20 protein-coding genes are annotated in these 18,250 nt (G+C 39.3%); 13 read left to right on the forward strand and 7 right to left on the reverse strand.

What is annotated here, in order from left to right; all coding sequences use genetic code 11:
• The first annotated feature begins 18 nt into the window (after positions 1-18).
• The 6 genes from L1272_RS13700 to L1272_RS13725 all read left to right on the forward strand — a co-directional run bounded on the left by L1272_RS13700 (position 19) and on the right by L1272_RS13725 (position 4,298).
• Positions 19-777: a hypothetical protein gene (locus L1272_RS13700; protein ID WP_235373673.1), complete on the forward strand. Its 759-nt coding sequence runs from the start codon at positions 19-21 to the stop codon at positions 775-777.
• Between the two features lies 1 nt (position 778).
• The gene (locus L1272_RS13705; protein WP_209327440.1) at positions 779-1,354 is read left to right on the forward strand and encodes a hypothetical protein; all 576 of its coding nucleotides are present in this window, start codon (positions 779-781) and stop codon (positions 1,352-1,354) included.
• 23 nt (positions 1,355-1,377) lie between these two features.
• Positions 1,378-1,644, forward strand: coding sequence for a hypothetical protein (locus L1272_RS13710; protein ID WP_235373674.1), 267 nt, complete (start codon positions 1,378-1,380; stop codon positions 1,642-1,644).
• A gap of 87 nt (positions 1,645-1,731) precedes the next feature.
• Positions 1,732-2,445, forward strand: coding sequence for a hypothetical protein (locus L1272_RS13715; protein WP_235373675.1), 714 nt, complete (start codon positions 1,732-1,734; stop codon positions 2,443-2,445).
• Positions 2,446-2,585: 140 nt separating this feature from the next.
• A complete protein-coding gene (locus tag L1272_RS13720; RefSeq protein ID WP_235373676.1) occupies positions 2,586-3,101 on the forward strand; it encodes a DUF4198 domain-containing protein in 516 nt (171 codons plus the stop codon).
• Between the two features lie 30 nt (positions 3,102-3,131).
• Positions 3,132-4,298 (forward strand): lipase family protein, encoded by a 1,167-nt coding sequence (locus L1272_RS13725; protein ID WP_138618920.1) that lies wholly within the window; start codon positions 3,132-3,134, stop codon positions 4,296-4,298.
• A gap of 36 nt (positions 4,299-4,334) precedes the next feature.
• Here L1272_RS13725 and L1272_RS13730 read toward each other — a convergent pair whose 3' ends face one another.
• Both L1272_RS13730 and soxR read right to left on the reverse strand, forming a co-directional pair.
• Positions 4,335-4,937, reverse strand: coding sequence for a hypothetical protein (locus L1272_RS13730; RefSeq protein ID WP_235373677.1), 603 nt, complete (start codon positions 4,935-4,937; stop codon positions 4,335-4,337).
• A 57-nt stretch (positions 4,938-4,994) separates the two neighbouring features.
• On the reverse strand, positions 4,995-5,450 hold the full coding sequence (soxR, locus tag L1272_RS13735; protein ID WP_054562542.1) for a redox-sensitive transcriptional activator SoxR: 456 nt from the start codon (positions 5,448-5,450) through the stop codon (positions 4,995-4,997).
• Positions 5,451-5,526: 76 nt separating this feature from the next.
• Here soxR and L1272_RS13740 point away from each other — a divergent pair, with 76 nt between their 5' ends.
• From L1272_RS13740 to L1272_RS13750, 3 genes are read left to right on the forward strand one after another with little or no spacing between them, the layout of a single operon-like run.
• Positions 5,527-5,991, forward strand: a complete 465-nt coding sequence (locus L1272_RS13740) for a flavodoxin family protein (RefSeq protein WP_054554022.1) — start codon at positions 5,527-5,529, stop codon at positions 5,989-5,991.
• 47 nt (positions 5,992-6,038) lie between these two features.
• Positions 6,039-6,563 (forward strand): DsrE family protein, encoded by a 525-nt coding sequence (locus L1272_RS13745; protein WP_054554021.1) that lies wholly within the window; start codon positions 6,039-6,041, stop codon positions 6,561-6,563.
• Positions 6,563-7,168, forward strand: coding sequence for an SGNH/GDSL hydrolase family protein (locus tag L1272_RS13750; RefSeq protein ID WP_054554020.1), 606 nt, complete (start codon positions 6,563-6,565; stop codon positions 7,166-7,168). The genes L1272_RS13745 and L1272_RS13750 overlap by 1 nt, the downstream gene beginning before the upstream one ends.
• A gap of 71 nt (positions 7,169-7,239) precedes the next feature.
• On the opposite strand, the gene L1272_RS13755 is transcribed toward L1272_RS13750, so the two are convergent.
• Positions 7,240-9,498, reverse strand: a complete 2,259-nt coding sequence (locus L1272_RS13755; protein ID WP_235373678.1) for a TonB-dependent receptor — start codon at positions 9,496-9,498, stop codon at positions 7,240-7,242.
• Between the two features lie 256 nt (positions 9,499-9,754).
• Here L1272_RS13755 and L1272_RS13760 point away from each other — a divergent pair, with 256 nt between their 5' ends.
• The 4 genes from L1272_RS13760 to L1272_RS13775 all read left to right on the forward strand — a co-directional run bounded on the left by L1272_RS13760 (position 9,755) and on the right by L1272_RS13775 (position 14,493).
• The gene (locus tag L1272_RS13760) at positions 9,755-10,759 is read left to right on the forward strand and encodes a LacI family DNA-binding transcriptional regulator (protein WP_054554018.1); all 1,005 of its coding nucleotides are present in this window, start codon (positions 9,755-9,757) and stop codon (positions 10,757-10,759) included.
• A 104-nt stretch (positions 10,760-10,863) separates the two neighbouring features.
• Positions 10,864-12,120: an MFS transporter gene (locus L1272_RS13765; protein WP_054554017.1), complete on the forward strand. Its 1,257-nt coding sequence runs from the start codon at positions 10,864-10,866 to the stop codon at positions 12,118-12,120.
• 2 nt (positions 12,121-12,122) lie between these two features.
• Positions 12,123-13,631, forward strand: a complete 1,509-nt coding sequence (locus tag L1272_RS13770; protein ID WP_235373679.1) for a trehalase family glycosidase — start codon at positions 12,123-12,125, stop codon at positions 13,629-13,631.
• Between the two features lie 163 nt (positions 13,632-13,794).
• Positions 13,795-14,493 (forward strand): helix-turn-helix transcriptional regulator, encoded by a 699-nt coding sequence (locus L1272_RS13775; RefSeq protein ID WP_054554015.1) that lies wholly within the window; start codon positions 13,795-13,797, stop codon positions 14,491-14,493.
• Between the two features lie 149 nt (positions 14,494-14,642).
• Here the strand turns inward: L1272_RS13775 and L1272_RS13780 are convergent, their stop codons facing one another.
• The 4 genes from L1272_RS13780 to L1272_RS13795 are packed head-to-tail and all read right to left on the reverse strand — an operon-like array spanning position 14,643 to position 17,774.
• Positions 14,643-15,416 (reverse strand): CsgG/HfaB family protein, encoded by a 774-nt coding sequence (locus tag L1272_RS13780; RefSeq protein WP_054554014.1) that lies wholly within the window; start codon positions 15,414-15,416, stop codon positions 14,643-14,645.
• Complete coding sequence (locus L1272_RS13785) at positions 15,416-15,841, reverse strand: curli assembly protein CsgF (RefSeq protein WP_054554013.1); 426 nt, start codon at positions 15,839-15,841, stop codon at positions 15,416-15,418. The genes L1272_RS13780 and L1272_RS13785 overlap by 1 nt, the downstream gene beginning before the upstream one ends.
• On the reverse strand, positions 15,831-16,223 hold the full coding sequence (locus tag L1272_RS13790; protein WP_138599254.1) for a curli production assembly/transport protein CsgE: 393 nt from the start codon (positions 16,221-16,223) through the stop codon (positions 15,831-15,833). Before L1272_RS13790 ends, L1272_RS13785 begins: the two co-directional genes overlap by 11 nt.
• A 36-nt stretch (positions 16,224-16,259) precedes the next feature.
• Complete coding sequence (locus L1272_RS13795; RefSeq protein WP_138599242.1) at positions 16,260-17,774, reverse strand: curlin; 1,515 nt, start codon at positions 17,772-17,774, stop codon at positions 16,260-16,262.
• Positions 17,775-18,250 lie beyond the last annotated feature (476 nt).

An 18,250-nucleotide genomic window follows, 5' to 3' on the forward strand; every position in this document is an offset into this window, starting at 1 on the left:
AATGGATAGGGAAATACTATGAGTGAAATAAACACGGATGTTAACTATAAAACAATGGCAGGAAATGCCCGTTTGGTGATAATTGCAGAGTCTAGTCACAATCCACTATCGTATAAATATGAGGCAATTAAGGCACTCAAACAACTAAAAACTGCAGGCTTTACTCACTTTGCAATGGAAATGCTGCCTTTATACATTAAAGATAAAATCGAGTTCTATCAGCGTACTGGAAAGGGGTTTGATGCCATAAAGAAACATTTCCAGGAAGACTGGAACTGGAATAATGCTGCGAGTACTGGCTACAGTGAATTAGTGAGAGCGGCCAACTCATTAGGGATGAAAATTGTTCCATTAGATATGTCAGTTGAAATGATGGATGAAATAGATGGACGCTGTAACTGGGAACAAGCTGATAACAATACCTGTATGGATTCTCATATCCAAAGAAATCAAATGTGGGCGAATATTTTTAATGCCGAATTAAAACGAAATCAAAATACTCGGATTGTTGCATTTATGCATCGATATCATGCATTTAATGCAGGTAATAAACATATTGGTATCGATTCAATAATGCTAAGGTTAAATGTTAGTAGCATTAGTCTTATAGAGTATATTGGTGGAGTAGCCTGTTATAATAATGGTGTTTGTGAAGGCCAGTCTAATGCTGATGAATCTCTAAGAAAGGTTTACTTTTCAAGAAAGGGGTCTTTCATACCCTCTCCTTTTCCTTCTTATACGGTACATCTTCCCGAAAAAATGCTGCTTGAGAAATAGTATGTTCAGAATTCTTTTTTTACTGTGTATATTTTCGCCTCTCCTTTATGCTGCTGGCCCAAGGTGGGATAACTCAATAGATATTAATGATCCTAACTTAACGGGAAAAGTAGCCGCAGAGCAGTGCCATAAAAGTTTGATTAATGCTCCCGAAAAACTAGAGCTTTGGTGTGAGAAAGCGATTGAGCTGGGACACTGGGATTCCTTAGTAACATTAAGTATGCATACAGGAAATGGCTCTCGTTTGATTGCTGAAGCCAAAAAAAGAATGGGAGAAAAAGAACCCCGAGCATACTCGATACTTGCATGGTTATACAGGACAGGTACGTTTGTGGAACAAGATATAAATTATGCCATGTCACTTTATAAAGAGCTTATCAAGTTAGATATCGATCGGCCGAACTCTTTAATAACTGCTGCACACTTGGAGTTGGCATATTTATATAAGGCCCAACAGAAGTGGGCTGCAATGAATGAACATGCCCAGTATGTTTATGAAAACACGAAGATTACCTATCACAAAGAACGCGCCGCAGAGTTACTTGCACTTGCTGCACAAAGCGCCATAACAAATTAAATAACAGGGAGCTATAAAACAGTATGGAACAACAACATCAACAAACACTCACTCAACTAGTCAACGATGTTTATAACAAACCGGACTTAATCGAAGAACATCAGGTTTTTATTCAACCTTTATTAAAAGACTTGGTGGCTAGTGCGCCAGCGGGGTTTGAGGGGATGGCTACGATGATCCACAGCCATTTAGTTAATGGCCTTAAATCTACCAACCCAAATATTCAAAAGTTTGAGCTTGAGTCAGGGCTTTTAAAGCTTAAGCCTTATTTTCAACGAATTAATCAGTAAGCTACAAAATCTGAGTTAGATAAATAATTACAAGGATGGTTTATGTCATTAATGAATGCGTGCATTTTAATGCTGCTGTTACAGCCATTGTTTGTTTACATTGCGTTATTTGCAAAAGAAGTTGATCTTAATGAAGACTCGCAAGATTCGACTGTCATGCTATTTAACTTTGGTCTTTTGGGTATCACGCCTAGTGTTGCTTATTTTTACATGGAGCAGTTTTGGTTCGCAGTTGGGATGTTAAGTGGCGTCACGCTATTAGGTTTAACACTTGCTAAAACTTTAGAATCAAAGGGCAAAAGGCCATTGGATCTCATCCTAACTTTGCGTTTTTTGACGTCGTGGCTGCTTATTTTTGGCGTTATATATTGGTTAATTTCATTATTTACAGGCTCACCAGAAGTTCAGCCAACAATTGCTGATGCTGATCAGCAAGTTGAGCCGTTTTATCAGCTATTTTGGCCTTCATTTTACTATTTAGGTTTAATGGTTTTTACATTTTTACTTAAAGTACTCGAGTTTCGCTTTCAATTAAAGCCAGCATTATCTGGTACTCTTTTGATACTTGCGGCAGCGTTAATCGGTATATCACCACTCGTTGATGGCAGTTTTATTCTTGGCTTGTTTATAAATATCGCCATATTTTTTATTTTTTGCTCTATGTATATGGAAATTAATAAAATAAATGACCCCTCTGGCGGAGCGATTGCTTTTTTATATGCATATATATTATCAATGGGAGTTGGGGTGGCTATTATCGTAAAAATTATACGTGTAATATTTTTTACTTCTGAAGTTTGATTTTTAACCTTGCAAGGGAGGTTGTTTTTTAGTTATTATTTGTACCTGTTTTGTTGTTTTTATTCTGCGTAAATGAATAATGTATAAATCAGCATAATAAGGTTTTTGTTGCCATAAATTGCATTGCAAGGAGGCTTGGTGTGTTCTCATCAAGGGTTAGGCAGTTAGCTATATTAATTGCTACATTATTTGTTTTATTCACTACGACACAGGTATTTGCGAATATGTTTGGTTTTTTTAATAAAAGTGATTTTATTTTGTCTGCCCCTATTAAAGGGCAGCTATTTGATGATGGGAAGCCTGTTGCAAATACCAAAGTGATGCGTTCACTTACTTACGGTGATGAATATATCGACGAAACAGTAACTGATGAACAGGGCTATTTTACGTTTTCAGAAAAAACAATTAAAACCAGTAAACCAGCTAACATGTTCGATAATGACTCATTGGTACAGCACATTTATTTAGAAAATGGCACGCCAGAGGGAATTGTATTGTGGTACACACTTGTGTCACTGCATGAAAATAGTCAAACCCTCAAACGATTACTTGCTGATTTAGAATGCGATATTTCTAAAGAGCCAGAAACATACGATATTCCTATCGAAGAAGATACAAGCCATACTTTTGCGATTTATACATCATGTAAACTTTAACCTAAAACATCTCATACAAAGGGAACTTATATGAATACCTTGACGCCTACTCAAGCGGTGCAACTCGCTGAGCTTGCTTATAAAGCAAAAAGTATTAAAACAACTAATTTACTTAATCACTCATTGCACGCTTCTTTGCGAAATAGCTTTAATTTCTCAATTAACCCAAGTGCTGTACAAGGTGTGTCGGGTGGTTTTTTCTCTCATTTATTTGGTTTAAGTACAGGTTTTGGTTTAGTTGCACACGGAAAAAATGAGTTTCAAGGTGATTCTGTTATCACCATTCGTGGAACAGCCTCTTTAAGAGATGGTTTAACAGATGCAAACTTCGGTTTAAGTGGTGGTTCAAACGGTAGTATGGTTCATGCGGGGTTTAATAAAACGTTTTACACCATGAAGCCGGGCCTGCAAGAGTTTGTTACAGCAAATATACGAGACAAAGTAACAGGGTGCGTACATTTAGTTGGTCATAGCTTAGGTGGTGCACTTGCAACGTTAGCGGCAGATTGGATCAAAGCTGAATATTCGTTACCTGTAAAGCTGTATACTTTTGGCTCTCCTCGTGTTGGTCTAGATAACTTTTCAAGAGCCGCAACAGGCAGAATCGATAAGATTTATCGTTGTACTCATGGTGCCGATCCTGTCACTAAAGTGCCGTTATGGCCATTTTCTCATGCTCCTTATCAGGGCCAAGAAATTCGTTTAGACAGCGGGCAAGGTTTAAAAGGTGCTGCCCACAAACTCAGTGGTACACCTGGCTACATCAATACCGCAAATAGTAATGATTGGGGCAATCTGACAATCCGTGCAAATCATTATTTAAATACACCTGTGCGCTTAAACTTTGAAGATCGTAATCAAGCATCTTTCAATTCACACTGGGCTGATAAATTAGGTGCGGCGCTTGTTACCTTATTAAAAGACGCTGGTTATTACAGCGCTGTTGCTGCACAAGCAGCAATTGGAACAGGCCTGACATTTTACGATATGCTTGCTCGAACTTTAGATAAAATTGCGAAAGCATCAGCCTCATTTGCTGCACAAACATTGGGTCTTATTGGTCATATGTTGGTGTTTGCCGGCAAAGTTGTTAGCAAAGCCGTTGAACTAACATACAGTGTTATTAAGTGGGCTTTTGACTCGACTCTTGGTGCTCTTTATCGCGCCGCAAAAGATGGCCTAAATGGTTTAGATTAATAACAAATTGGGCATGCTGATTAGCATGCCCATTTCTTATCGTTGTTCGCTTTCTTTTAATGAGCTTATTTGTATTCCATTCTTACTCAGCTCACTTTGTAGCTTTAATGCACTGCTTTTTAAATTTGGTAACGTCTTGTTATTTATGATATCAACTGCTTCATTTAACTGCTTTGAAGCATGTTTAGCCGACATTTTTCTACTGATTGCTGCATCAATAATAAATTGACTTTTGCTGTAAAAACGACGAATTTCAGTTAAAAACTCACTGGGCGTTTCTAAGGTTGTGGGTGAATACTGCATAGTCTGCCAAATATACTTTTCGATGGTTGGCTTGTTATATTCAAGTTCAGACTTAGGTGGGCTTTTTGCAAGTAAATTAGCAAATTTTTTGAGATGATCAGCATTGTCTTTAACTTCATCATATAGAGAAGTTCTAAGATAATAATTATCTTCCATTTTACTGAATGAGTCGAATTTTAAAGCTTGCTCTAAACCACTTTGGGCTGCAAGATAAACCCCGAAAATAGTTGAAAAAACGAGGAATAATTGGTTTAGCCAAAAACCAGTACTTTTTAGTTCTTTATTATCAACGGTTTTAAATGCAGTAGTGATCTTTGGAATATTTCCTTTATCCATTATTAAATTCCTTTTATTATTTTGACTTAGTATCTCACAGCTGTTTTATTTATAAACTTAATCTCTTTCTAAAAGTACAGCGCCGCTGTGCTCTTCACCTAAATAATCATCTTTGTTGTAGATAGGGCATTTGGCCATTGATAAACAGCCGCAGCCAATGCAACCGTTAACGCGCTCGCGCAATCGTTGCATGTATTGAATTCGTTCATCTAATTGCGTTTGCCAGACTTTAGAAAGGGCAGCCCAATCTTGTTTAGTGGGTGTGCGTTGCTCGGGTAGGGTGCTTAACGTTTGTTTAATGTCTTCAAGGGTTATGCCCATGGTTTGCGCAGCTTTTATTACGGCAATTCGGCGCAATACATCGGGTTTATAGCGGCGCTGATTGCCGTTATTACGCCAGCTGCGAATAAGCCCTTTTGACTCATAAAAATGCAAGGTCGAAACTTTTACACCACTGCGTTTTGCCACAAAGCCAACCGCTAGGTTTGCATCAATAAGTTTTTTATCTGACATAATTTGCTCCAAGGTGTTGACCTAAAGTTAGCTTGAGGTTTTACGCTGCACACATCATAAAAAAGGAGTGATAGTCATGCAACAAAAACCAACAACAAACACGGTAATTATTTATTCAAGTGCACGAAAAACGGGTAACACGAGCTTACAAGTTAATGATTATAAAACCCAATATGGCGGCGATGTAGTATGTCTAGATGACTATGTTATTTCGCCATATTGCTACGATAAGCAATATAAAAATGATGATTTTTATGCGGTATTTGAAGCGCTGTTGAATTATCAACACTGGGTACTGGCATCGCCAGTGTATTGGTATAACACCACACCGCAGTTTAAAGCATTTTTAGACCGGATCACTGACTACATGGATGATGACGCACTCAGGCCAAAACTGAGAACACTGCGTGAAAAGCAGTTTTCATTGCTCTCAAATGCAGGGTCTGCTCACGCACCTAACGCGTTTATCGAGATGTTTAAAAACACCTTTAATTACTTAGGCATGACCTTCAAAGCACATCAACATATTGATGCTAGTTAAACGCGTTTAAACAAGGTAGGCTAGAGTAAAAAGCAACAGGAACTTTTATGAAATCAACACTGTTAGGTTTTTCTTTAGCCTTGTTATCTTCGTTTAGTCATGCAGAGCAAGCTGAGCCCGCGATCAAAGGTTTTGGTTATTATTATGACGTGCCAAACCATGCAGAAATCTCTGAACAAACGGTTTTTAAAGTGGCATTTGATGTAGCTGATGCGGCAGAAAAAGGGGCGCAGAATAACAATATGAACTCATTAGCACGGTTCATTAATATGCACATAGCCCATGGTGTGAAGCCTGAGAACATTCAACTTGCTTTGGTTGTGCATGGTGGCGCAAGTGTTGATGTACTGGAAAACAGTTTTTATAAACAGCGCTTTGCCAGTGACAATAAAAATCAGCAATTGATCTCTCAATTGTTAGCGCATAATACCGTTGTTTATGTGTGTGGGCAGTCTGCAACGCACATGAAGGTAAAACAGCAACAGCTTATTCCTGGTGTGCAAATGGCGTTATCGGCGATGACCGCTCATGCACAGTTGCAGCAACAAGGTTACACACTGAATCCATTCTAATGAATATCTTATGTTTCGGTGATTCAAACACTTATGGCATTTCGCCGGTCGATGGTAAACGCTTTGCAGCCGATGAGCGCTGGCCTAGTTTACTGGGTATTAAATTAGGTGCCGGCTATCAAGTTATTGAAGCCGGCCAGCCCAATCGTACACTGGTGAACGACCCACCTTTTAGTGGTAATAAACTGGGCATTAAATACCTAGAGCCTTACCTAGCGGCTTATCATTTAGATGTGATTGTTATTCAGCTCGGCACGAATGATTTAAAGCGCCGTTTTGCACTGTCGGCTGCTGATATTGCCAACGCACTAGAAGCACTTATTTTAGATATAAAAAACTATTATCGGCACCGTGAATTACCCAAAATAATAATTTTAAGCCCGCCAGCGGTGTATGAGGTTGGCGCGTATAAATCTATTTATGCAGGAGCGAATGCTAAATGTGGTGAGCTAAAGCTAGCTTTTTCTGAAGTGTGTGCGAAGCAGCAGGCTTTGTTTCTAGATTTAACTTCTTTAGCCACTCCTTGCCTGCAAGAGGGAGTGCATTTAACCTTTGAATCGCATAAGTCTATAGCAGATCACGTGTTGCGCTTAATAGTCAAATAAAAAAGCCACAGGTTGTAAAACACTGTGGCTTGGGTATTGATTGACTTACAACCAAGGGATTTTAGGAGAGTTTAAAACTCATAACTTACGCTTAAACGCGTGGTGCGAGGCATAATATAACGGCCATTTGGTGCATCAGCATTACGAGGATCACCTTCGGTAATGCCTTGTTCATCAGTTAAGTTATCAATAGCTAACTGTATTTTAATACCTTCCATAGGCTCAACAATTAAACCTAGGTCAACTTTTTCATAGCCTTCTAATGTAACAGTATTTTCGTTGTCGCCCCAACGATCATCAACTGCTGAAATTGTGCCGTATAGAGTTGCATACATGCCGCTGACTTCAAAGTCATAGCTCGGTGTAACACGTACTTGCCATTTTGGCTGACGTTGGCTTTCGTTGCCTTCGTTGGTCGGGCTTTCTGTGATCTCAGTTTCTTGCAGTGTTGAGTTTAAGTTAACTGAGAAACCAGATTCGTGGTTATAGTTATAATCAAGCTCAATACCGTATGCTTCATTTGTTAAAATTTCAGCAGGGGCGCCTGGACGACGAACAAAAGTGTCACCTTTTACTTCATTCGTGAATAAAGTGGCATAAAAATCAGTACTATCGGTCAAAAGCTTGTAACCGAATTCAGCCTGTGTCACTTCTTTGATTAACTTTTCGCCGCCTTGGTAAGCGCCGTAGTTATCACGAAAATCATCGAAATAAGGCATTTTATAACCACGGTTAACACGTGCAAATACACCCATATCATCATTAATTGAGTAGTTAATACCTGTTGTCCATGATGTTTTGCTTTCATCGTACTGGATAGATTTAGTAATAACACCATCTAGGCCTTCATCTACTGTGTATTCTACTTCGTGATTTTCAAAACGAATACCTGCATCAAGTGTGAATGCATCATTGATTTTATACTGAGCTGTTGAGTAAAACGCATTGGTGCGCGCATCACCTGTCGAGTTAATATCGTAGTTCCATGCACAACCTTCAGTACTTGCATTACACTCAATGTCATTTAACATCTCACCGCCAGCTTCAAGTACATGATAAGCAGCGTTTCCTAAGCTCCACCAGTCGTTTGCAGATGTGCTTGCTGTGTAATAACCGAATGCGGCAGACAGGCCACCAAAGTCCTTAGAAAAGGCAAGATCATTAGTGAATGAACTAATTTCTTTTAATACAACCCAACGGCCAAGTTGTTGTACTGGTGTATCCGCATCATAGACAGTGCCTGTTGCTGCACCTGCTGCGGTTTCACCATTTGTTGCTACTTCACCCAATGTTGTTGCAGAGCCTGCTGGAACAAGGCCGTAGGTATTTGCATCACCTTTAGTAAAGTTAAAGCGATCTACAAACTGCCAGCCATTATCAAATTCAAGCTTGATGCTACCGCCAGATACATGACCTTTCCAACCGCGCCCTTCACCTAAGTCAATTTGATGTTCATCATTGTTAGGGCCAGTATATATAGTTGCTTGACGATTTAGAGTGCCAAGTTGTGTGTAGCCAGCATCAATACCTTCAACATTTAAAGGCGTAGGTAAGTACCACGCACCGTGATCATCGGTATGACGGCTGTATAAGTTGATGGTGCCATTGTCTAGCACCTTTGTAAGGTTAATCGTAAATTGATTGCCTTTTTCTGAGGTAAAACCTGCGTCACGAATACCAGGTGAACTCTTAACGTAACCACCTACCATGTAGTAAAAATCTTCAGAAATTTCACCACTTACCATCGCATCAATACGTTGTAGGTCATAATCAGATGTTGTGTACTTAAAAATAGCTTCGGTATCTTCGCTACCGCGCTTTAAGCGGAAGTTTGTTGTTAAACCGGGCTGACCGTTTGAAACAACTGGGTTAGGGCCACCGCGAAGTGCTTCCATTGTCTCAATTGTTTCATCAAGGCGGAAAATAGAAGAGTTTTCTAAAAATGAGAGCGTCGGAGCAGGGTAGATAGGAGAGCCATCAATGCTAATTGTTAAAAATGGTGCATCACCACCACCCGGAAAGCCACGTACAAATACGTTCGCGCCTGATTCACCACCAGAGCTTTCTACCCAAACACCAGGTACAGCTTTAAACAAGTCCGCGGTGCTTTTAGGTGAAAGTTTAACAATTTGGTCAGCATCAATATTCGTCACGGCATAACCAGCGTCAATTTTGCGAACACCTACACCACCTGGTGTACCAGATACAATAATGCGTTCTACTTTTTCTTCTGCTGCCTGTTGTGTCTGCTCTTCAGCAAAAGCAGTTTGGCCTGACATTGCTAAAAGAATTGCGGATGCAATTGCAGTTCGTGTGTGTTTTGTTGCCATAGTTTTTTCCCACTAATCTGTTGTTAAGTACACTGCATAACAAGATTTTAAAAAATTGTTAATGCTTTGCCTATTTAAACCATAGAAGTTTATGCAAACGTTTGCAAACAATTTTGTAACTGTTTTTCACAATTTTCTTGGTTTCTTCCAGTTAACTTGGTTTTGTTATTGATTTTTAATAAAAAATTTTAAGCAGTTGTTTGTTTAAAAAAATGCTATATTGTTATCCCAGTTTAAGGATTACTGTGTTACTGCCATGAACGATAAAAAATTAAAATTAGTTGATCTTGCTAAATTAGCAGGTGTATCTACCTCGACAGTGTCAAGAGCACTTAATGATAACCCTTTGATTAAACTAGAAACTAGGCAGAAGCTTCAGCGTTTAGCGAAGAAACACAACTTTAGTCTGAATACTGCTGCAAGCCGTCTTCGAACGCAAAAAACCAATGTGATTGCTGTGATGATCAATCTTGATGGTGACACAGAACAATCAATTAATGACCCTTTTTTACTGAAACTTGTTGGCGAAATTAACCTTGCACTGAATAAGCATGGCCTCGAACTGTTACTTTCTAACTCATTTATGGCAAGTGATGATTGGGTCAATTATTTCATCAACAGCCGTCGGGCTGATGGTTTGATTGTTGTCGGACAAGGTAAAAGCCAGGCGAATATTGAGGCAGCTGCAAATGCGGGTGTTCCATTGGTTGTTTGGGGAGATCCAAAAACAGAAAGTAATTACCCTATAGTTGGTAGTGATAATTACTTGGGAGGCCGTTTAGCCACTGAACGCTTACTTGAGCACGGTGCAAAAAATGTGTTGTTTTTGGGCGATCCTGCTCACGCAGAAATTGGTGAGCGCTACAGAGGCTACTTAGATGCAGTTTCAAAGGCAAAAGCCACGCCAAATGTACTGTCTATCGATATCACGAGTAAAGCTGCCTATCAGGGTATAAATCAGTTACTGGTAGATAAGGGGCTTTGTTTCGATGGGATTATGGCATGTAGTGATATGGTTGCTCTTGGCGCTATGAAGGCCCTTAAAGAACGCTACATCAGCATACCAAATGATGTTGGTCTTATCGGATTTGATGACATTTCTATGGCTGATATTAGTCATCCATCACTTTCAACTATTAAGCAAAATACCCAGCGCGCCTCTATTATTTTGGTTGAAAAACTACTTGCACAACTCGCAGGCCAAAAAGTTAACTCCCAAGTTGTTGAAATTGAAATGATAAATCGACAATCTAGCAAATAGAGTTCGGTTTTTTGTGAATAAATTGTATATTTTGTTATTGCAAACGTTTGCAAAAGAAATTCCACTCAACTAGACTGAGTAAAAATTACTTTCGGTATAGTTAAATGGCTTCATTAAGAATTACCATAGCGTTAGCAAGCAGCTATTTTGTATTTGCAATTATGCTCAATAGTGTAGGCACTGTTATTTTACAAGCAATTAATAGCCTGGATGTTAGCAAGACGGATGCCTCTGTTTTAGAGGGATTTAAGGATTTGAGCATTGCCATTATGTCTTTTTTAGTCGCTTCATTCATTCCAAGAATAGGCTACAAAATCGCGATGCTCTGTGCATTATTGTTAGTGTCGGCTCTTTGTTTATTGGTGCCAAGCATTGCTGAATTTTGGGTGCTAAAAGCATTATTTGCTGCAATTGGTTGTAGCTTCGCTGTAGTGAAAATCTCTGTTTACTCAATTATTGGTCAACTTTCTGATAACGCGAACAAACATTCGTCTTTGCTAAACACTATTGAAGGAGTGTTTATGCTTGGGGTGTTATCGGGTTACTGGATCTTTGCATTATTCATCGATGCTAATAACCCCCAAAGTAACGAATGGTTGAATGTATATTACATGCTAGCAGCGATCGTCTTAGTGACTACCTTTACTGTTTTAACAGCGCCAATTAAATCTCCTGAGTTACATAACCAGAAACAGTCACAAGTAGACGCTTTCTTAGATATGCTGAAATTAACTTACCAACCCTTAGTGCTTATTTTTGTAGTTAGTGCTTTTTTATACGTTTTAATTGAACAAGGAGTGGGTACCTGGCTGCCTACCTTTAACAATCAAGTTTTAAAACTCCCCGTTGATGTCAGTATTCAGCTCGCTAGTTTATTTGCTGCAGCGTTAGCGCTTGGCCGTTTGGTTGCTGGGCAAGTACTTAGGTTTATTAGTTGGTTCAAGATGTTATTGACTTGCCTGATTACAATGGGGCTGTTGATTTTACTTGTTTTACCTCTTACTCATGATGTTGATGGCAGCCAAGTAAAAAATATTTTTGATGTGCCTTTTGCGGCATATATGTTGCCTCTAGTCGGTTTTTTTATGGCACCTATTTACCCTTTACTCAACTCAGTCATGCTGAGTTCTTTAGAAAAGCATAAACATGCTGCGATGACTGGCTTAATCGTTGTTTTCTCGGCTTTAGGGGGCACCACGGGTTCAATAATTACGGGCTTTGTGTTCGATAAGTTTAGTGGCCAGCACGCCTTTTATTTAACTTTGCTGCCAATAGTCCTGTTGTTAGTAAGTGTTTCGGCGTTTAAAAAAGCGACGCTTGTTTTAGAAAATGGTCTGACACGTCAGGCAATTAAGGAATGATTATGAACTTTGTTAATAGCCAGCTATTTAAAGATGTGCAAATGGCAGAAATTTTTGCTGATTCTAAAACATTTGCAGATGCAGTCCCCAATTTATCTTGGCAGAGTGCGAGTGAGTTATACCAATTAGTAGGTCCTCTGCAAGGTGAAAAGCTTCGTGAGTTTGTTATGTCACACTTTTCATTCGCCAACCAAGCTATACCAATGGCGAAACTCAATACGACATCGGTAAACCAGTATATACTCGATCTATGGCCGCACCTGCATCGCAGTGCCGATAGTGATTTATCAAGCTCTTTGATGCCTCTACAGTTTGACTACATTGTTCCTGGTGGACGTTTTCAAGAAATTTACTACTGGGATAGTTACTTTACAGCATTAGGCCTTGAGGACATAGGCGACCTGGCAACCATTGAAGCCATGGTTAATAATTTTATTGACTTGCAAAAGCGCAATGGCTGCATTCCAAATGGAAATAGAGTTTATTACAGTTCTCGGTCTCAGCCGCCCGTTTTAGCTTTGATGGTTACGCTATTATGGGAGACTAAATATGAGCAACGCAAAGACTTTTCTTGGCTAGAAAATGCGATAGCGGCATTAGAAGCTGAATATCAGTTTTGGATGAAAGGGTGTGAAGAGTTAGTTGACGATAAACAAGCTACTAAGCGTGTCGTTAAAATGTCTGATGGGGCTATTTTAAATCGATATTGGGATAGCGCCCGCTCGCCACGACCAGAGTCGTTGAAAGAAGATTTGCATGATGCGCAAAATCTTTCAGCTGATCAGCAGTTGAGTTACTTTCAGAATATTCGTGCTGCCTGTGAATCAGGGTGGGATTTCAGCAGTCGCTGGCTCAGTGAGCCAAGTGATTTGAAGAGTATTGAAACAACAAATATAGTACCTATTGATTTAAATTGTTTAGTTTATAACCTCGAAAAGACCTTAGAAAGGTTTTACAGCTTAATTAACAAAGAGCATAAAAGTCGAGCAATTGCTGAATTGGCATTATTTAGACTAGAAGCAATTAATCAATATTGTTGGGACAATGATAAAGGCGTTTATAGAGACTTTAATATTCGTTTAAATAAGCAAAGTCCCATTGATTCTATGGCAATGGCTGTACCTTTATTTGTCGGTGCTGCATCTGAGCAGCAAGCTCAGCAAGTAAAAACTAAACTAATGAGTGACTTTTTAAAACCTGGAGGGTTAGTTACAACATTATCTAATACTCCTCAGCAGTGGGATAGCCCTAATGGCTGGGCACCTCTGCAATGGTTTGCTGTTAAGGGTTTGCTTGACTATGGCTTTATCAGCGAAGCCGAAGCTGTCATGAAAAATTGGTTGAGTATGATCGAAATGCGTTTTGCTGAGGATAAGTGTCTTCTTGAAAAATACAATGTATGTGAATTGGTAAGTCGTGCTGGTGGCGGTGAATACACAGTACAACAAGGGTTTGGTTGGACGAACGGCGTAACATCACGTTTTTACAAACTACTCAATGACTCACTTTAAAAGGGGAGATGCGAGTATGGTTATTTACAATTTGTTAACTCATGCGTCTGGCCATCCAAATGGATTGGTGATGTTGTAAATTACTAAAATAAAGGATTGTAAATGGTTGAATCATGTATCCAAATTGGGTATTGTGAATAAAATGTTTCAAGGAAGAAATGAGATGATTCAACCAACTTCTGTTTTTCTAAAAGCACAACCAAAACTGCAAAACCGTAGTCAAAGCTATCAATATTTAATCAAGATGCTTGATGCATTCTTTGTCCGCGTCAAAGTAGATACAAGCTTACCCCAAGATGCGATGCGCGACGAATTTGATCTTTATCTGATAGATAGCACTAACACCGATTGGAAAGACCTATTACCAGCAGAATTAGTACAACTTGCTAAGCAAAACTCAGTGGTTATTTTTAATGCAGATGCTGACGCCATCTGTGAAAAGAACCTACTTTTAAATGGCATTAAAGGCGTGTTTTTTGCCGAGCAATCACCTGAAGATATTTTTTCAGGGCTTGTGAGAGTGATCAATGGTGAGTTATTTTTTAGTCGTAAAAGTATTTCTACAACCTTTAATCACATGCTTTATGCTATGTCTCGTAGTCAATTTAGTGCCAGTAATGATTCGGTAAATAACGATATTGATCTCAGCTTACTAACTAAACGCGAGAAATCAGTGATTCATCTACTTGCACAAGGCGCGAGTAATCGAGATATCGCAGAGCGTTTAAACATCAGCGATCATACGGTTAAAACCCATCTTTACAGCGCATTTAAGAAAACATCATCACGTAATCGCGTAGAACTAGCTAACTGGGCACAAAGCTACATGGCAGTGAGTTTGTCTTTACAAAATACACAGTGATTATAATCCAAAGGTGTAAGTATTGCGTTTAAAGGAGAGTGATTTTACCCAGTGCTTAGCTCTAGCATGGTTAGTAGCAGTTCTTGGTGACGAAAGTCGGCAGTTCATTTTAAGTGTGTGACGCTGTGATGTTCAGCGCCACAATTCAATTAGACCGCTTTTGCAGCCCAAATACCTTTGTTAATACCTTTTAGTACAAGATCACTTAATGCTTTTTCTATTGCTTGAGTTACGCAGATGCTCATAGGCTCGTTGTCGGTAAAACCGGCTTCTGCTTCAGCTAAACGCTTGTAACTGACATAGCGAAAGAACCCAGCGCGCATTTCTTGACTGAGCACTTTTTTGCTTGTCGCAACGGATAGCAAAACTTGGCCTGTGCGAACATCGACAGCGCGTAAATAAATTGAGATTGCATCCTCACGGTATAACTCTGATGCGCCAATCCCGAAGTATTCCATCCCAATACCGCCCGTTTTAATATTAGTATCGTAGCTGATGATACCGCCTTCTAAGATTATTTTTGCAGTCGTAAGCGGTGGCAGTTCAGGCAGTTTGTCGTTTTCGGCTTGCGCGGCACGAATAATTTTGCGCTCAGTCAAAATGTTTTGTAGACCTTCACGTTCTACCGGAATAAACCAATCTGATTCATGTAATGCTTGCACTAAAATAGAGTTTGCGCCTTGGGTCACTGCGGTAGAAAACGAACTGACATTAGCTTGAGGTTTGTATTGCCCAGTTTGGTCGCGAAATGAATACACAGAAACAGGAATGCTGCCCACTGGTTGTGGAAGTGCTTGTAATGCCTTAAAGGTTTCTGTTGGCTCTAGTGTACTTGCGAGTTGCTTTGTCGGTGGAATTAAATTGCCCATTGATGAACAACCCGACAAAATTACGATTAGTGTGGTTAATATTAAACTTCTCATTATCCAAACCTCGGTACTTCAATAACTGTAATTGTTCCATCAGAAGTATTTGTTATTCTTACAGTAATAGAATCGCTAGTACTGGTAATGATCTGAATTTCATAATCACCTGTCATGAAGATAGAGTCACCGTTAAAAATACTGTCGTCGATTTCATCACCAAACGCCATATCGGTGATCTCACGAACCATGCGATTTAAATAGGTACGCTCTAATGAGTCTTGAAATTTTTCACCATAAGTTTGTTCGATTGTTGGCGCTTTATGTTTATTCTGGGATTGCGCTTTATTAAGCAGCATGCTGCCATTGAGTGGACTGCCACCAAAACTTGGATTTATAGGGGTATAGACGAGTTCAGTTGCCCAACTGTAGAGGGGGCAGAGTATTATTATTAGTGTTGTTAAGTATTTCATTTTACCATCCATTTTTTGCCATATCAGGTGATGATTGCTGCATTTTGTTACGCGCCATTGCATCCATTACGCTATACATGGCTTGTTTAACACGCTCATCTAATGGCTCTAAACGACGCCCTAGGTAGGTAACGTACACAATTTGGTTGTTCATTCTTAAAACAAGGCGAGTACCCGCTCGAGGTAATACCGTTTCTTTTATTTCGATATTAAAGCCAGCTGTTGAAGGTAAGTCACGCCAAAGATTGGCAAACTCAAAATAAAATTGATGGCCAAATCGGCTAATGCTTCTATCGAGTACTAAACCATCAATTTCGAGATCTTCGCCATAACTAGCAGCACTATGAGCTGCAAGCAAGATACAACATATGCGGAGAAAGTTATTTAATTTCATAGCGAAATGAGGGAGCAATGCTCCCCCTAAATATGATTATTCTTGGGTTACAGTCGCGATATTGCCATCACCTAGCTGAGTGATAACGACCGTGCTGTTAGAGCCAATCATTGAGCCTTCTACAAGGTTAGCATTACCTTCTTGGACAACGACCAGTGAATTACCTTCACCACCTAACAAGAATGCGCCTTCACCAATGCCTGCAACAAAGTTTTCAGAACCAGTTTGGCTAATATCAACTGAATTGCTACTTCCTTCCATGATAAGGTCAATCGCATTTAGTTCACCAACTTGTGTGAAAGCAACCTGGTTATTGTTGCTATCAAGCACACTTGCAAACGTTAGTGCGGCTTCATTTAGATTACCTTCTTGGTTAATCGCAATATCATTATCATTTGAAGATAGCGATGTATCTGGATAAGAAGACTGAACCAGTACCGTGTTTTCATCACCTGCTTGTGCAATATCAACGTTATTATCGTTGCCATTGAAGTTAGCAATATGTGCACTGTTTGCATCACCAATTTGGTTTGCAACAAATTCATTATCATTGCCAATTGCACCAAGGTATACATCATTGCCGTTACCATTTTGGAATGCCGTTAGCTCGTTATCATTGCCAATTGCATCTAAGCCAGCAGTATTCCCATCTTGCTTTTGATTAACAAGTAACGTATTGCCGTCACCAATTAATACCGCTGATTCAAAGCTATTGCTGTTGCCTTCTTGGTCTGATTTAACTTCGTTATCATTACCTGTAACTTCAGCAATTAACGCAGTGTTTGAGTCGCCATCTTGCTCAAGTTCAACTTCGTTGTAATCACCACGAACAGAAGTTAATGTTGCACTGTTAAACGCACCGGTCTGGTCAATTGTAATGTCGTTGCCATTACCGACAATTTCATCTGACGTAAAGGCGTTGAATAAGCCTTCTTGAGCTACTTCAATCGTGTTGTCATCACCAATGACAGTATTAAATGTAGCTTCATTTAATAAACCAACTTGCTCAGAGCTTACTGTGTTGCTATTACCTTCTAAATCGAAGTTGTAGAACCAGTGGCCCCCATCACCTTGGGTTACAGTAATTGTATTTTCATCACCTGTAACTGTGTTAATAGCTTCATTATTAATACCAAAGAAGCCAGCACCTTGTTGTTCAACACGAATAGCGTTGTCGTTACCTACTGTTTCAGACAGTGCGCCATTCATTGTGCCATTCTGAGTATGAGCAACATCATTGAAATCACCTGTATTATAAATAAGTGATAAGTTAGATGTTTGTGCTTGGTTAACTTGAACCATATTGCCGTCACCAATACTGACGGTTTCTGCACGTTGTCCAGTGCCTTGCTGGGTAATAACTGCTTCATTACCCACACCTGTTACAGATACTTGATCTAGAATAATTGAGTTGCTAACACCTAAAGTTGTTACCTGAGTAGCAAGCTCAGAGCTAGACTGCGCTTTGTCATCAGTATTTGCGTTAGCAGCAAAGCTTGAACCGAGTGCAAAGGTGATTGCACAGGTAAGAAGAGACTTTCTTAACTTCATGATTATTTCCTTTAAATTATTATTAATCAAAGCCCTAAAATATTATTTTTGCTTTTAGGGCCATGTACCGGCATGCCTTGCCGGATTAAATTGCGTGATATTCAAGTGTTCGCTAACAATCAGAAGTGAATGAAGCAAAATTGTTAAATGCACTGAAAAGATAAAGCAATTAACAGAAAATCACTTTAGACAGATATGGAATAATATAAAATCAGCAGTTTTTGTGGTTTTAATTAATTCTTTATTTTCATGATCTTATAATTATCTAATCAGGTTTTGATATGAGGAATTATTACAAAGCAGTAAAAAAGTTTGATAAATAACCTCGGCTAATTGACGCTCCATTTGTCACGAAAAAGGCTGATTTTTATCTGAATTTAGAATCTAAATTGGTAAAAAAGCATGGATTTGCTGCCTGTTTAATTTTTTTCCTTGCCTGTTCTCTGCAATTCGCCATTTATGGGGTATGCCGCGTG

Source organism: Pseudoalteromonas sp. PAST1 (genome assembly GCF_021532515.1).
Taxonomy (GTDB): Bacteria; Pseudomonadota; Gammaproteobacteria; order Enterobacterales; family Alteromonadaceae; genus Pseudoalteromonas; species Pseudoalteromonas simplex.

Coding starts and splice junctions, on each gene's coding strand:
- L1272_RS13700 (WP_235373673.1), top strand. CDS start 19: ATGAGTGAAATAAACACGGATGTTAACTATAAAACAATGGCAGGAAAT.
- L1272_RS13705 (WP_209327440.1), top strand. CDS start 779: ATGTTCAGAATTCTTTTTTTACTGTGTATATTTTCGCCTCTCCTTTAT.
- L1272_RS13710 (WP_235373674.1), top strand. CDS start 1,378: ATGGAACAACAACATCAACAAACACTCACTCAACTAGTCAACGATGTT.
- L1272_RS13725 (WP_138618920.1), top strand. CDS start 3,132: ATGAATACCTTGACGCCTACTCAAGCGGTGCAACTCGCTGAGCTTGCT.
- L1272_RS13730 (WP_235373677.1), bottom strand. CDS start 4,937: ATGGATAAAGGAAATATTCCAAAGATCACTACTGCATTTAAAACCGTT.
- soxR (WP_054562542.1), bottom strand. CDS start 5,450: ATGTCAGATAAAAAACTTATTGATGCAAACCTAGCGGTTGGCTTTGTG.
- L1272_RS13740 (WP_054554022.1), top strand. CDS start 5,527: ATGCAACAAAAACCAACAACAAACACGGTAATTATTTATTCAAGTGCA.
- L1272_RS13745 (WP_054554021.1), top strand. CDS start 6,039: ATGAAATCAACACTGTTAGGTTTTTCTTTAGCCTTGTTATCTTCGTTT.
- L1272_RS13750 (WP_054554020.1), top strand. CDS start 6,563: ATGAATATCTTATGTTTCGGTGATTCAAACACTTATGGCATTTCGCCG.
- L1272_RS13755 (WP_235373678.1), bottom strand. CDS start 9,498: ATGGCAACAAAACACACACGAACTGCAATTGCATCCGCAATTCTTTTA.
- L1272_RS13760 (WP_054554018.1), top strand. CDS start 9,755: ATGAACGATAAAAAATTAAAATTAGTTGATCTTGCTAAATTAGCAGGT.
- L1272_RS13765 (WP_054554017.1), top strand. CDS start 10,864: ATGGCTTCATTAAGAATTACCATAGCGTTAGCAAGCAGCTATTTTGTA.
- L1272_RS13770 (WP_235373679.1), top strand. CDS start 12,123: ATGAACTTTGTTAATAGCCAGCTATTTAAAGATGTGCAAATGGCAGAA.
- L1272_RS13775 (WP_054554015.1), top strand. CDS start 13,795: ATGATTCAACCAACTTCTGTTTTTCTAAAAGCACAACCAAAACTGCAA.
- L1272_RS13780 (WP_054554014.1), bottom strand. CDS start 15,416: ATGAGAAGTTTAATATTAACCACACTAATCGTAATTTTGTCGGGTTGT.
- L1272_RS13785 (WP_054554013.1), bottom strand. CDS start 15,841: ATGGATGGTAAAATGAAATACTTAACAACACTAATAATAATACTCTGC.
- L1272_RS13790 (WP_138599254.1), bottom strand. CDS start 16,223: ATGAAATTAAATAACTTTCTCCGCATATGTTGTATCTTGCTTGCAGCT.
- L1272_RS13795 (WP_138599242.1), bottom strand. CDS start 17,774: ATGAAGTTAAGAAAGTCTCTTCTTACCTGTGCAATCACCTTTGCACTC.